Origin of the sequence: Sphingomonas sp. (assembly GCF_035998645.1) — a bacterium.
In the GTDB taxonomy this organism is placed as follows: Bacteria; Pseudomonadota; Alphaproteobacteria; order Sphingomonadales; family Sphingomonadaceae; genus Sphingomonas.
Genome location: NZ_DASYHL010000002.1, coordinates 125936 through 138856, shown reverse-complemented (window position 1 = coordinate 138856; position 12921 = coordinate 125936). Strand labels below are relative to the sequence as shown.

Annotated in this window: 12 protein-coding genes; 7 read left to right on the top strand and 5 right to left on the bottom strand. The window is 67.1% G+C overall.

Features of this window, described 5'->3' with window-relative positions; all coding sequences use genetic code 11:
• Positions 1-48: 48 nt before the first annotated feature.
• Positions 49-1395 carry a glutathione-disulfide reductase gene (gor, locus tag VGN66_RS00825; protein WP_327516969.1) on the bottom strand — a complete coding sequence of 449 codons (1347 nt, stop codon included), beginning with the start codon at positions 1393-1395 and terminating at the stop codon, positions 49-51.
• 107 nt (positions 1396-1502) lie between these two features.
• Between gor and VGN66_RS00820 the strand changes: the two genes are divergently transcribed.
• Positions 1503-1934, top strand: coding sequence for a hypothetical protein (locus VGN66_RS00820; RefSeq protein ID WP_327516968.1), 432 nt, complete (start codon positions 1503-1505; stop codon positions 1932-1934).
• A gap of 119 nt (positions 1935-2053) precedes the next feature.
• On the opposite strand, the gene VGN66_RS00815 is transcribed toward VGN66_RS00820, so the two are convergent.
• Together VGN66_RS00815 and pgi are read right to left on the bottom strand one after the other, a co-directional pair.
• Positions 2054-2353 (bottom strand): alkylphosphonate utilization protein, encoded by a 300-nt coding sequence (locus VGN66_RS00815; RefSeq protein ID WP_327516967.1) that lies wholly within the window; start codon positions 2351-2353, stop codon positions 2054-2056.
• Positions 2350-3843 (bottom strand): glucose-6-phosphate isomerase, encoded by a 1494-nt coding sequence (gene pgi / locus VGN66_RS00810; RefSeq protein WP_327516966.1) that lies wholly within the window; start codon positions 3841-3843, stop codon positions 2350-2352. The genes VGN66_RS00815 and pgi overlap by 4 nt, the downstream gene beginning before the upstream one ends.
• 288 nt (positions 3844-4131) lie before the next feature.
• Here pgi and lepB point away from each other — a divergent pair, with 288 nt between their 5' ends.
• The 3 genes from lepB to era all read left to right on the top strand — a co-directional run bounded on the left by lepB (position 4132) and on the right by era (position 6667).
• Complete coding sequence (lepB, locus tag VGN66_RS00805) at positions 4132-4977, top strand: signal peptidase I (protein ID WP_327516965.1); 846 nt, start codon at positions 4132-4134, stop codon at positions 4975-4977.
• A complete protein-coding gene (gene rnc / locus VGN66_RS00800; RefSeq protein WP_327516964.1) occupies positions 4974-5642 on the top strand; it encodes a ribonuclease III in 669 nt (222 codons plus the stop codon). Before lepB ends, rnc begins: the two co-directional genes overlap by 4 nt.
• A 128-nt stretch (positions 5643-5770) precedes the next feature.
• Complete coding sequence (era, locus tag VGN66_RS00795) at positions 5771-6667, top strand: GTPase Era (RefSeq protein WP_414713175.1); 897 nt, start codon at positions 5771-5773, stop codon at positions 6665-6667.
• Between the two features lie 92 nt (positions 6668-6759).
• Here the strand turns inward: era and VGN66_RS00790 are convergent, their stop codons facing one another.
• Both VGN66_RS00790 and VGN66_RS00785 read right to left on the bottom strand, forming a co-directional pair.
• Complete coding sequence (locus VGN66_RS00790) at positions 6760-7458, bottom strand: NAD-dependent deacylase (RefSeq protein WP_327516963.1); 699 nt, start codon at positions 7456-7458, stop codon at positions 6760-6762.
• 105 nt (positions 7459-7563) lie between these two features.
• Complete coding sequence (locus VGN66_RS00785) at positions 7564-8562, bottom strand: ligase-associated DNA damage response exonuclease (protein ID WP_327517555.1); 999 nt, start codon at positions 8560-8562, stop codon at positions 7564-7566.
• 95 nt (positions 8563-8657) lie between these two features.
• Between VGN66_RS00785 and VGN66_RS00780 the strand changes: the two genes are divergently transcribed.
• The 3 genes from VGN66_RS00780 to pdeM all read left to right on the top strand — a co-directional run bounded on the left by VGN66_RS00780 (position 8658) and on the right by pdeM (position 12763).
• Positions 8658-11045 carry a ligase-associated DNA damage response DEXH box helicase gene (locus VGN66_RS00780; RefSeq protein WP_327517554.1) on the top strand — a complete coding sequence of 796 codons (2388 nt, stop codon included), beginning with the start codon at positions 8658-8660 and terminating at the stop codon, positions 11043-11045.
• Between the two features lie 62 nt (positions 11046-11107).
• The gene (locus tag VGN66_RS00775; RefSeq protein WP_327516962.1) at positions 11108-12055 is read left to right on the top strand and encodes an aspartyl protease family protein; all 948 of its coding nucleotides are present in this window, start codon (positions 11108-11110) and stop codon (positions 12053-12055) included.
• 30 nt (positions 12056-12085) lie between these two features.
• A complete protein-coding gene (pdeM, locus tag VGN66_RS00770; RefSeq protein WP_327516961.1) occupies positions 12086-12763 on the top strand; it encodes a ligase-associated DNA damage response endonuclease PdeM in 678 nt (225 codons plus the stop codon).
• The last annotated feature ends 158 nt before the right edge of the window (positions 12764-12921 follow it).

Here is a 12921-nt window from a genome sequence, read left to right as displayed (position 1 = left end):
CTTCGTGTCTTTGTGCGAGAAAATTCTAGGTAGGCGCAGCTCGCCCGATCACTTCATCAAGACAAGCTCTTCCGCCATCGACGGGTGCAGCGCCACGGTCTGGTCGAAATCGTCCTTGGTCAGGCCCGCTTTCACCGCCACTGCCGCCGCCTGAAGGATTTCCGGGGCGTCGGGGCCGATCATGTGGAGGCCGAGGACTTTGCCCGAGTTCGGCTCGCAGATCATCTTGTACAGCGCGCGTTCGTTGCGGCCCGCCAGCACATTCTTCATCGCGCGGAAGTCTGAGGTGTAGACCTTTACCGCGCCGAATTTCTGCTTGGCCTCGCTCTCGGTCATGCCGACGCCGGCGATGGGCGGATGGCTGAACACGGCCGAGGGGATGCAGCCATAGTCGACGGTGGTCGGCTTGTTGCCGAACACGGTGTCCGCGAATGCCTGTCCCTCGCGGATCGCGACTGGGGTGAGCTGGACGCGGTTGGTGACGTCGCCGACGGCGTAGATCGAATCGACGCTCGACTTGTTGTCCGCGCCGACCACGACCGCGCCCTTGGCGTCCAGCTCGACCCCGGCTTCGGCGAGGCCCAGGCCATCGGTGTTGGGGACGCGGCCGGTGGCGAAGAGGACGCAGTCGACCTCCATATCGTCATGGTTGGTCATGCTGACCTTGAGGGTGCCGTCGGCCTGCTTCTCGATCCCGCGGAATTCGGCGTGGAAGCGGAAATCGATCCCCTTGGTCATCGAAATCTGCAGCAGCCGGTCGCGGATCTGTTCGTCATAGCCGCGCAGGATGACGTCCGAGCGGTTGATCAGTGTCACCTTGCTGCCGAATTCGTTGAAGATGCCGGCGAATTCATTGGCGATATAGCCCGCGCCCGCGATCAGCACGCGCTTGGGCAGTGCGTCGAGGTGGAACACCTCGTTCGAGGTGATGCCATGTTCGTGGCCGGGGCAGGCGGGCACCAGCGGGCGCGCGCCGACCGCGATCAGGATCTTGTCGGCGGTGATCGTGCGGCCGCTCGCCAGCGTCACTTCGTTGGGGCCGGAGACGGTGGCGCGTTCGTGGACGATCTCGACCCCATGGCTGTCGAGCGTGTTGGTGTACGCGCCGTTGAGCCGGTCGACCTCCGACAGGACATTGTCGCGCAGCACCGCCCAGTCGAAATCGCAATCGGGGACATTCCAGCCAAAGCGGCGCGCGTCCTTCAGATCCTCGGCGAAATGCGCGCCATAGACGAGCAGTTTCTTGGGCACGCAGCCGCGGATGACGCAGGTGCCGCCGACGCGATATTCCTCGGCAATCGCGACCTTTGCGCCATGCGCGGCGGCGACGCGGCTGGCGCGGACGCCGCCGGAGCCGGCACCGATGACGAAGAGGTCGTAGTCGTAATCGGCCATGTCGGGCTCCTGTTGGGTCGTCGGAGCGGGAGATAGGGGCAAGGGGTGGGATTGCCAACGGAGGGGGGGCAATTGCGGAGGCACGATCGGCGTGCCATTCCCTGGCGATGAATTGCACCCTGACCTTTGAGTATGAGTTCAGCCGCGACGACGACGATTTCGGGTGGCTACTCGCGCGGCTGCAAACGCCTGATTTCAGCGGGCGCAATGGAATGTGGGTGCAGTGGCAGGATCTGACGGATTTTGCCGCGTCCTTGTCTCAATATCCGTTCAACGCCCCAGCGGTTTGTGAATGGGGCTTTGGTGAAGAGGGGAAGTTTACGCCGGTGACGAAGCTCAGTCTCAGCGCCGCTGGGGTGAGGGGCGGTTTGATCGCCGATGTATTTCTCGCCAACTATTACGAGCCGGCGAATTTCGTTCAAAGCAGGTTGGAGACCGACTATCCTTCGGTGGCCGAGTTTCAGCGTCAGCTTGCGAGAATGATGCGGAGAGAGGTTTCTGACGCGACGCTGATAGGGTCCAAGTCGAACAATAGTTAGTCACCCCGGCCTTGTGCCGGGGTCCACCGTGCCGCACTTCCGGCGCTCAAGCCTCTTGCTTCGCGCTCCGCCTCCCGGTGGACCCCGGCACAAGGCCGGGGTGACGATGGGGGTGGGGGTTAGCGCTTCCGCACAAACTCCGCGCGCAGGACCAGGCCCTTGATGCCGTCGAACTTGCAGTCGATCTCCTGCGGGTCGCCGGTGAGGCGGATCGATTTGATCAGGGTGCCGCGCTTGAGGGTTTGCCCTGCGCCTTTGACGGTCAGGTCCTTGATCAGCGTGACCTGATCGCCATCGGCGAGCAGGTTGCCGACCGAGTCGCGGACTTCGACGCTCTCCTCAGTGGAGACCGCGGCCACTTGCGATGCGGGGACCCATTCGCCGCTCGCCTCGTCATAGACGTATTCGTCGTCGCTCATGCGAAGGCTCTCCGGATCAAATCGTCGGTGGAGGGGTCGAAATCCTGGCCGCCGCGCTCGGCGGCCTTGGCCATTTCCTTGCCAAGCTCGACGCCGAACTGGTCGAACGGGTTGATGCCGAGCAACGCGGCGCTGACGAACGTGCGGTGTTCGTAGAAGGCGATCAGCGCACCGAGCGTGCGCGGGTCGAGTTCGTCGAGCAGGAGCGTCATCGACGGGCGGTCGCCGGCATAGGCGCGGGCGGGGTCGTCATTGGCGCGGCCGGCCATCAGCGCGGCACCCTGGGCGAAGCAGTTGAGCAGCAGCGCGCGGTGGTGATCCTCGGCCAGCGTGTCGCCACCCTCGATCACGGCGAGGAATTCGAGCGGGATCAGGTGGGTGCCCTGATGCAGCAGCTGAAACACCGCGTGCTGTGCGTCGGTGCCGACGCCGCCCCAGGTGATCGGTGCGGTCGCGCGGCCGACGGGCTGACCGTCGGCGGTGACCGACTTGCCGTTCGATTCCATCTCGAGCTGTTGCAGATAGCTGGGGAGGAGGCGCAGGCGCTCGTCATAGGCGAACACGCCGCGCGTCTCGCACCCGCGATTCTGGGTGTAATAGAGGTCGGCGAAGGCGGCGAGGACGGGGGCGTTGCTGCGCAGATCGGTCAGGCGGAAATGGCGGTCCATTTCGGCCGCGCCGTCGAGCAGTTCCTCGAACGCGTCCCAACCCAAGGCGATCGCGGCGGGGAAGCCGATCGACGACCACAGCGAATAGCGCCCGCCGACGCTCTCGCCGAACGGGAGAATGCGGGTTTCGTCGACGCCCCATTCGACCGCCTTGTCCGGTGCGGCGGTGAGCGCGATCACGCGGCCATAGGGATCCTCGACCCCATGTTCGCGCATCCAGTCGAGCGCGCTGGTCGCGTTGAGCAGGGTTTCGGTGGTGGTGAAGGTTTTCGACGCGACCGCGATCAGCGTGGCGTGTGGGTCGAAGCTGTCGATCGCCTCTTCCAGCGCGCAGCCGTCGATGTTCGACACGATGGCGACGTCATAGCGGTCCATGTCGCGGCCGAGCGCGTCGATCAGCAGCTCCGGGCCGAGCGCGGAGCCGCCGATGCCGATGTGCAGGACATGGCGGATCGGCCCAAGCGCTTCGGCCTCGATCGCGTCGATCAGGCCGCGCATGCGGGCGTGATAGGCGGCGGCGCGGGCGACGCTGTCCTCGCTGCCCTCACCGCGTTCGGCAGTGTGCTCGGCGGCGCGGCCCTCGGTCACGTTGACCGCTTCGCCCGCGAACAGCGCGTCGCGCTTGGCGGCAAAGTCGGCCGCCTTGGCGAGCGCGGCGAAGGCGTCGAGCGCGGCGGCGTCGAGATGCGTCTTGGAAAAGTCGAAATGGATGCCGGCGACATCGGTGGTGAGCGATGCGAGCCGGTTCGCGTCGGCGGCGAACAGGTCGTTGAGCGGGGTGCGCGGCAGCGATTCGATCGCGCTCCAGTCGGGGGTCGCCATGTGCCTGTCTCCTTTTGGGTCGCGGCGCGTGTAGCGTGATGGGTGGGGGAGTGAAAGCGGGCGGCGCGCAATTCCTCCCCTGCACCGCAGGGGAGGTGGCAGCGCGCAGCGCTGACGGAGGGGCGGCCGCGCAGACGGCCGTGGGCAGCTCGGCAAAATTCTGCCCTCTTCGGGGCAGCCCCTCCACCACCCGCTGCGCGGGCGGTCCCCCTCCCCTGAGCAAGCTCAGGGGAGGAATGGGGAACAGACTGCCTTGACGATGCCACACACCCAATTCACAGCAGCACCATGGACGATTCCGCCACGGCGCAGACCGCCGCCCCCGCCGAGACCCTCAAGCCGCGCTCCGAGCTGCGGGATACGCTGAGCTTTCTTTTGAAGCTCGCGATCCTGGTGTTCATCGTGCGCAGTTTCGTGTTCGCGCCGTTCAGCATCCCGTCGGGGTCGATGCTGCCGCGGCTGCTGGTCGGCGACTATCTGTTCATTACCAAATGGAATTACGGCTATTCGAAGCATTCGCTGCCGTGGAGCGTGCCGCTGATTCCGGGGCGCGTGTTCGCCAAGGATCCGGCGCGCGGCGATGTGGTGGTGTTCAAGGCGCCGCCGGACGCGAAGACCGACTGGATCAAGCGCGTGATCGGCGTTCCGGGCGACACGGTGCAGATGCGCGGCGGGCAGCTGATCCTGAACGGCAAGGCGATCCCCAAGCAGCGCGTCGCAGACTTCGTGCTGCCGATGACGCCCAATGCCGATTGCGATGCGGCGATCGAGGCGACGGCGGATGGCACGCCGGTGTGCCGGATCGCCCGCTATCGCGAGACGCTGCCCGGCGGGAAAAGCTATGACGTGCTCGACGCCGGGACGAGCGCGGGCGACAATACCGAGGTCTTCACCGTGCCCGCGGGCCATGTCTTCCTGATGGGGGACAATCGCGACAATTCGAGCGACAGCCGGTTCGAGCCGGTGATGGATTCGACCGGGACCAACCGCGGCGGCATCCGCTTTGTCCCGATGGAGAATATCCAGGGCAAGGCGGTGGTCAGCTTCTGGTCGACCGATGGCAGCGCGCAATGGGTGCTGCCCTGGACCTGGTTCAGCGCGGCGCGGTTCGAGCGGATCGGGGAAGGCTTTTGAACGAGGACCTGCCCGGCTGGCTGGCCGGGGTGCTGGGCCATGCGCCGGACGATCTGGCGGTGTATCGCCGCGCGCTGACGCATGGCAGCCAGGGCGCGGACAATTACGAGCGGCTGGAGTTTCTGGGCGACCGCGTGCTGGGGCTGACGCTGGCGGCGTGGCTGTATGAGCGGTTTCCGGGCGAGCCCGAGGGGAAATTGTCGCGGCGCTTCAACGCGCTGGTGACCGGGCAGATGTGCGCGCAGGTGGCGCGCGAGATCGGCGTGTCGCGGCATCTGAAGCTGGGCAAGCAGGCGCGCGACGATGGCGCGTCGGACAGCGACAATGTGCTGGGCGATGTGATGGAGGCGCTGATCGGCGCGACGTTCCTCGATCAGGGGTTCGACGCGGCGCGCGCGCTGGTGCGGCGGCTGTGGGACAGCCGGATCGACGCGCAGGAATCGGCGCCCAAGCATCCCAAGTCCGCGCTGCAGGAATGGGCGGCGGCGAACAACCGGCGCGCGCCGGACTATGTGCTGGTCGACCGATCGGGGCCGGGCCATGCGCCGCGCTTTCGCGTGAAGGCGGAGATCGGCAAGCTGGCGGAGGCGCAAGGCGAGGGTTCGAGCAAGCAGGAAGCCGAGACCGCAGCGGCGGCGGCGTTGCTGGCGGTGCTGCAGAAATAGGGTGGTCATTGCGGACTGGTTCCGGGGTCCGCCGCCTGTGCTATAACGTCAATGGATGCGCCCGCGGATGGGTGGACCCCGGCACAAGGCCGGGGTGACGATGGTTTTTGGACGGAGTGGTTTTGGATATCGAAGCACAGAAATGCGGCCTGATCGCCGTGGTCGGCGCGCCCAATGCGGGCAAGTCTACGTTGGTGAACGCACTGGTCGGGCAGAAGGTGGCGATCGTCAGCCCCAAGGCGCAGACGACGCGCGCGCGGCTGATGGGCATCGCGATTGCCGATGATACCCAGCTGTTGCTGGTCGATACGCCGGGGATTTTCGATCCGGCGCGGCGGCTGGACCGCGCGATGGTCGCCGCCGCCTGGGAAGGGTCGCAGGGCGCGGACCTGATCGCGCTGGTGGTCGATGGCAAGGGCGGGATCGGGCCGAAGGTGCGCAGCGTCGTCGCGGGGCTGAAGGACCGGCGCGAGCGCAAGATCCTGATCCTCAACAAGGTCGATATCGCCGACAAGCCGCGCCTGCTGGGCCATGCCGCGAGCCTGAATGAGCTGGCCGAGTTCGAGGATACGTTCTTCGTGTCGGCGACGACCGGGGACGGTGTGGCGGAGCTGAAGGCCGAGCTCGCCAAGCGCATGCCCGAGGGCCCGTGGCACTTCCCGGCGGATCAGGTGTCGGACGCGACCGACCGCATGCTGGCGTCGGAGATCACGCGCGAGCAGCTGTATCATCTGCTCCACGCCGAACTGCCCTATGCGACGGCGATCGAGACCGAGCGCTATACCGAAAAGCCCGACGGGTCGGTCGAGATCTACCAGCAGATTCTGGTCGAACGGCCGACCCAGCGCGCGATCGTTCTGGGGCAGGGCGGGGCGATGATCAAGCAGATCGGGTCGCGTGCGCGGGCCGAGTTGATGGAGCTGCTGGGGGTCAAGGTCCAGCTGTTCCTGCATGTGAAGGTGCGGCCGGGCTGGGAAGAGGATCGCAGCCTGTACCGTGAGATTGGGTTGGATTGGGTCGACTAACGCCCGTTTGCCCTGAGCCTGTCGAAGGGCCATGCGTGACGTCGGTGGGTGGGGGCCGGGGCTTCGACAGGCTCAGCCCAAACGGGTTTTTCCTACCCTAGCAACGATTCCACCCATTCCGGCACCAGCGTTCCTGCCGGACCGAGGCGGGACTGCGCGAACCAGGCACTGCCTTCCGATCGCTCAAGGTTGAGTTCGAGCGCATCGGCGCCGTGGTGGCGCGCGGTGCGGACGAAGCCAGCGGCGGGATAGACTGCGCCGGAGGTGCCGATCGACACGAACAGGTCGGCGCGGGCGATCGCGGCGTCGATCGCCTCCATGTGATAGGGCATCTCCCCGAAGAACACGATGTCGGGGCGCAGTGCGGGCGCGTCGCATGAGGGGCAGGACGTGCCGGGCGGGAGCGGGTCGGCCCATTCGCTCTGGATGCCGCACAGCGCGCAGAGCGCGGATTTCAGCTCGCCATGCATGTGGAGCATGCGTTTCGATCCGGCGCGCTCGTGCAGATCGTCGACATTCTGGGTGACCAGCAGCAACTCGCCGGGCCACTCCGCGTCGAGCCGGGCGAGCGCGTGGTGCGCGGCGTTGGGCTCGACCCTGGCCAGATTGGCGCGGCGTTCGTCGTAGAAGCGGTGGACCAGGTCGGGGTCGTGCGCGAGCGCTTGGGGCGTGCAAACATCCTCGACGCGATGCCCCTCCCACAGTCCGCCGGGACCGCGAAAGGTGGCGACGCCGGATTCGGCGGAGATGCCTGCGCCGGTGAGGATGACGATGTTGCGGGGGTGGGTCATGGGGATCGCTCTACATGATTCGTCGCCCCGGCGCAGGCCGGGGCCGCCATGTGGAAAGGGGTTCGCGCGTAACGTGGCGGCCCCGGCCTGCGCCGGGGCGACGAGCTAGTCGTCTTCATCCTCATACCCCGCCAGTTCCAGCGCCCTCGCCTTGATCTGATGCTGGCGGCACCAGTGGACCAGCGCGTCTTCGCGGCCGTGGGTGACCCAGACTTCCTTGGGCGCGATCTCGCGCAGGGTCGTGGTCAGTTCGTCCCAGTCAGCATGGTCTGACAGGATCAGGGGGAGCTCGACATTGCGTTGGCGCGCGCGCTGGCGGACGGTCATCCAGCCGCTGGCCATCGCGGTGACGGGGTCGGGCAGGCGGCGTGACCAGCGGTCGTTGAGCGCGCCGGGCGGAGCGAGGATAATGCGGCCCTGCAGCTCCTTTTTTGCGACGCCAGTGGCGGGGCGCAGCTCGCCGAGCGCGACGCCGTGGTCGATGTACAGGTCGCACAGGCGTTGCAGCGCGCCATGGATATAGATCGGGTCGTCGAACCCCATGCCGCGCAGTTCGGCGATCACCCGCTGCGCCTTGCCCAGCGCATAGGCGCCGACGAGGACGCAGCGTTCGGGCTCGGCGCGCAATGCGGCGAGGAGCTTGTCGATCTCGTCGGTGGTTTCGGGATGGCGGAAAACCGGGAGGCCGAACGTCGCTTCGGTCACGAACACGTCGCATTTGACCGGGCGGAAGGGTGCGCAGGTCGGGTCGGGTCGGCGTTTGTAATCGCCCGAGACGACGATGCGCTCGCCGCGATGGTCGAGCACGATCTGCGCGGAGCCGAGGACATGGCCGGCGGGGACGAAGCCGATCTCGACATCCCCCGCCTTGACGGTTTCGCCATAGGCGACCGGGTGTGCGGTCTGGGGGCCGTAGCGCGCGTCCATGATCGCCAGCGTTTCGGGGGTCGCCCACACCGCACCATGCCCGCCGCGCGCATGGTCGGCATGGCCGTGCGTCACGAAGGCGCGCGGCTTGGGCTGTGACGGATCGATCCAGAGATCGGCGGCGGGGACGTAAATCCCCTCCGGATGCGGTTCGAGCCAGTCGCCGAGCTTTGCCATCATGCCTATATGGGTGGGATGCGGCATTGTTCCCACTTCTGTTTGGCGCCCAGTTATTCTCACGGTGAGGGCTGGGTTTGAGCCTGCCCCCCGTCCTGTCCGACTGGTTCGCCGCGCGTGGGTGGACGCCGCGGCGGCATCAGCTGGAGATGCTCGAGGCCGGGCGGGCCGGGAAGCACGCGTTGCTGGTCGCGGCGACCGGGGCGGGGAAGACGTTGGCGGGGTTTCTGCCGACGCTGACCGAACTGATCGAGGCGCCGGGCGAGGGGCTGCACACGCTGTACATCTCGCCGTTGAAGGCGCTGGCGGTGGATGTGCAGCGCAATCTGCTGACCCCGATCGACGAGATGGGCCTCAACATCCGCGTCGAGACGCGCACCGGCGATACGTCGCATGAGAAGAAAGTGCGCCAGCGCGCGCGGCCGCCGCAGATCCTGCTGACCACGCCCGAATCGCTCAGCCTGTTGCTGTCCTATGAGGACAGTTTGCTGATGTTCGCGGGGCTGAAGACGCTGGTGGTGGACGAGGTCCATGCGTTTGCCACCGGCAAGCGCGGCGATTTGCTGGCGCTGGCACTGGCGCGGTTGCAGACGATTGCGCCGGACATGCGGCGCGTGGCGCTGTCGGCGACGGTGGCGGACCCCGATGGCTATCGCGCCTGGCTGGCGCCGCACGGTGATATCGACAGCGTCGAGCTGGTGGTGGGCGAGAAGGGCGCGGACCCCGATATCGCGATCCTGTTGCCCGAGGGGCGCGTGCCATGGTCGGGGCATAGCGGCATCTATGCGATCCCGCAGGTGATGGCCGAGATCGAGACGCACAAGACGACGATCGTGTTCTGCAACACGCGCGGGCTGTGCGAGCTGGTGTTCCAGAATCTGTGGAAGGCCAACGACCTGCAACTGCCGATCGGGGTGCATCATGGCAGTTTGAGTCTGGAAGCGCGGCGCAAGGCCGAGCAGGCGATGGCGGATGGCAAGCTGCGCGCGCTGGTCGCGACCGCCAGCCTCGATCTCGGCGTCGATTGGGGCGATGTCGATTGCGTGATCCAGATGGGCGCGCCGAAGGGCAGCTCGCGCCTGTTGCAGCGGATCGGGCGCGCCAATCACCGGCTGGACGAATCGAGCGAGGCGGTGCTCGTGCCGGGCAATCGTTTTGAGTATCTGGAGGCGCGCGCGGCGCTCGACGCGGTCGAGGCGGGCGAACTGGACAACGACGTGTTCCGCCCCGGTGCGCTCGACGTGCTGGCGCAGCATGTGATGGGGGTGGCGTGCGCCGCGCCGTTCGATGCCGGGGCGTTGCTGCGCGAGGTGCAGGGGGCATTGCCCTATTCGGCGCTGGATGCCGAGACGTTCGATCGGGTGCTGAACTTCATCGCCGATGGCGGCTATGCGCTGCGGGCGTACGACAAGTTCAAGCGGCTGACGCGCACGCCTGATGGGCTGTGGCGGGTGACCAAGCCGGCCTTTGTTGCGCAGCATCGGTTGAACGCCGGGATCATCGTCGAATCGCCGATGCTGGATGTGCGGTTCAAGAATGGGCGGCGGCTGGGCAAGGTCGAGGAGAATTTCGGGTCGCAGCTGTCGCCCGGGGACAGTTTCTTCTTCGCGGGGATGGCGGTTGAGGTCGAGCGGGTCGAGCTGACCGATGTGATCGTGCGCGCGACCGCGAAACCGGCGCGGATCGTGTCATACATGGGCCTGCGCCTGTCGATCAGCTCGACACTGGCGGAGCGGGTGCGGCGGTTTCTGGCCGACCCGGCGGAGTGGGCGCGCTTCCCCGACGATGTGCGCGAATGGCTCGAGGTGCAGCAGCGCCGCTCGCAACTGCCCGCGCCCGGGCGGCTGCTGGTCGAGACCTTCCCGCATGAGGGGCGGCACCATATGGTGGTGTACAGCTTCGAAGGGTGGAACGCGCACCAGTCGCTCGGCATGCTGGTGACGCGGCGGATGGAAGCGCTGGGGCTGAAACCGATCGGGTTCGTCGCGAACGACTATGCGCTGGCGGTGTACGGGTTGGAGCCGATCACCGATCCGGCGGCGCTGTTCTCGCCCGATATTCTTGAGGATGAGTTCGTCGACTGGGTGCAGGGGTCGGCGTTGCTCAAGCGCGCGTTCCGCGAGGTGGCGATCATCGGCGGGCTGGTCGAGCGGCAGCAGCCGGGGAAGAAGAAGACCGGGCGGCAGGTCACGTTTTCGACCGACCTGATCTATGACGTGCTGCGCAAATATGAGCCCGATCACCTGCTGCTCAAGGCGGCGTGGGCCGATGCGCGGGCGCGGATGACCGATGTCGGGCGGCTCGCCCACCTGCTCGACACCGCGGCGGAGCAGATGGTGCATGTCGACCTCGACCGCGTCAGCCCGATGGCGGTGCCGGTGCTGATCATGATCGGGCGCGAGACGGTGGCACAGGGTGCGGCGGAGGATGCGATGCTGATCGAGGCCGAGGCGCTGGCGGTCGAGGCGATGCGGGTGGATTGAGCGCGGTTTCGCTTCCCTTAAGTGCAATTGCTGCGCAGCATCGACAGGTATAGGATCGCGCGATGCGGTCGCTCTTTCTCATGCCGCTCTTTGCAGCGTTCGGCGCCCAACCCGCGCCCGAAGAGACGTTGCCGCCGCGTCCCGCAGCCGAGGCGGCCAGCGAGACGGTCGCGCTGGGCGCGCTTGAGACGCGGATGACGGTTCCGGTGTCGATCGGCGGTGCAGCACCGCGGCCGTTCATCATCGATACCGGGGCCGAGCGATCGGTCGTGTCGCGCCAGCTGGCGGGGCAGTTGGGGCTGAGCGCCGGGCCGCAGGTGCGGCTGACGACGATGACCGGAAGCGCGCAGGTGCAGACCGTGGTGGTCCCGTCGCTGTCGGTCGGCCCTGTGCGCGACGCGCGCGCGTTCAACGCCCCGGCGCTGGAGGCGGCGCATCTGGGTGGACACGGGCTGCTGGGGATCGAGCAATTGCGCGGCCATATGGTGGCGATCGACTTTGACCGGCGGGAGATGGCGGTGCGGCCGTCGCGGGGTACGGCGCGCAGCCGCACGGTCGCGCGCGACGCAGAGGAGATCGTGGTCATCGCGCGCAACCGCCTGGGCCAGCTGATCGTCACCGAGGCGCAGTTCGAAGGGCATCGTGTGACCGTGGTGCTCGATACCGGGTCGCAGATCAGCATGGGCAATCTGGCGCTGCAACGCCGGCTCAAGCGGATCGCGCTGAAGGGGCCGATCGAGCTGACCAGCGTCACCGGCGAGAAGCTGACGGTGAATTATCACATCGCCGGGCAGGTGCAGATCGGCGGCGTGGTGATGCGCGGCCTGCCGGTCGCCTTTGCCGATGTTCCGCCCTTCGACCATTTCGGACTGACGAAGGAACCGGCGCTGATGCTGGGGATGGACGCGCTGCGGGCCTTTCGCCGGGTCGAGATCGATTTTCCGGCGCGCCGGGTGCGCTTTATGATGACGCGCAGCAGCACGCCGCCGACCGGATCGCGGATCGGTTGACGCGCCGCGCCGGGGGCGCGATAGCGGGCTATGGTTCCCTTTTCGTTCGCTGGTCATGATCTGTGCGCGCTGCCCGAGGCGGCGCTGTACTGGCCGGCGCGGCGGGCGCTGATCGTCGCCGACCTGCATTTCGAGAAAGCGAGCTGGTTCGCGCGCTGGGGGCAGTTGCTGCCGCCCTATGACAGCCTGGCGACGCTGGACGCGCTGGCGGCGCTGGTCGCGCGCACGCAGGCGCGGGAGCTTTGGTGCCTGGGCGACAGCTTCCATGATTCGGCCGGGTGCGAGCGCTTGCCGGAGGCGGCGCGGGTGCGGTTACGGGCGCTGACCGGGGCGCTGGAGTGGAATTGGATCACCGGCAATCACGATGCGGCGCTGGCGGAGCAGGCGGCGATCGACCATTGCGGCGGGCGCGTCATGGTCGAGGCCGAGGTCGATGGCCTGTTGCTGCGCCACGAAGCCGAGCCGGGCGAGGCGAGGCCCGAGCTGTCGGGGCATTTTCACCCCAAGCTGCGGGTGCGGACGCGCGGGCGACAGGTGGCGCGGCGGTGCTTTGTCGCGACGCAGACCAAGCTGATCCTGCCCGCATTCGGGGCGCTGACCGGCGGGCTGGATGTCGATCATCCCGAGATCGTGCGCGCGGTCGGGCGCGGTGCGCAGGCGCTGGTGGCGCTGGAGGACCGGTTGCTGCGCTTTCCGATTGCGGCGTAGTGCCTATTGGTTCCCCTCCCTGAAAGGGAGAGGCAAGGGGTGGGTTTAGCGGCAAGCGAGGCTCGATGCCTCGATTGCCGCTGTTTTGCGAGATGGGTGAAAGTCTTTGGAGCGCGCAGACGCGCGCACCCACCCCCGACCCCTCCCTTTCAGGGGGG

Coding starts and splice junctions, on each gene's coding strand:
- pgi (WP_327516966.1), bottom strand. CDS start 3,843: ATGGCGACCCCCGACTGGAGCGCGATCGAATCGCTGCCGCGCACCCCG.
- gor (WP_327516969.1), bottom strand. CDS start 1,395: ATGGCCGATTACGACTACGACCTCTTCGTCATCGGTGCCGGCTCCGGC.
- lepB (WP_327516965.1), top strand. CDS start 4,132: ATGGACGATTCCGCCACGGCGCAGACCGCCGCCCCCGCCGAGACCCTC.
- VGN66_RS00775 (WP_327516962.1), top strand. CDS start 11,108: ATGCGGTCGCTCTTTCTCATGCCGCTCTTTGCAGCGTTCGGCGCCCAA.
- pdeM (WP_327516961.1), top strand. CDS start 12,086: ATGGTTCCCTTTTCGTTCGCTGGTCATGATCTGTGCGCGCTGCCCGAG.
- VGN66_RS00790 (WP_327516963.1), bottom strand. CDS start 7,458: ATGACCCACCCCCGCAACATCGTCATCCTCACCGGCGCAGGCATCTCC.
- VGN66_RS00815 (WP_327516967.1), bottom strand. CDS start 2,353: ATGAGCGACGACGAATACGTCTATGACGAGGCGAGCGGCGAATGGGTC.
- VGN66_RS00820 (WP_327516968.1), top strand. CDS start 1,503: ATGAATTGCACCCTGACCTTTGAGTATGAGTTCAGCCGCGACGACGAC.
- VGN66_RS00785 (WP_327517555.1), bottom strand. CDS start 8,562: ATGGCAAAGCTCGGCGACTGGCTCGAACCGCATCCGGAGGGGATTTAC.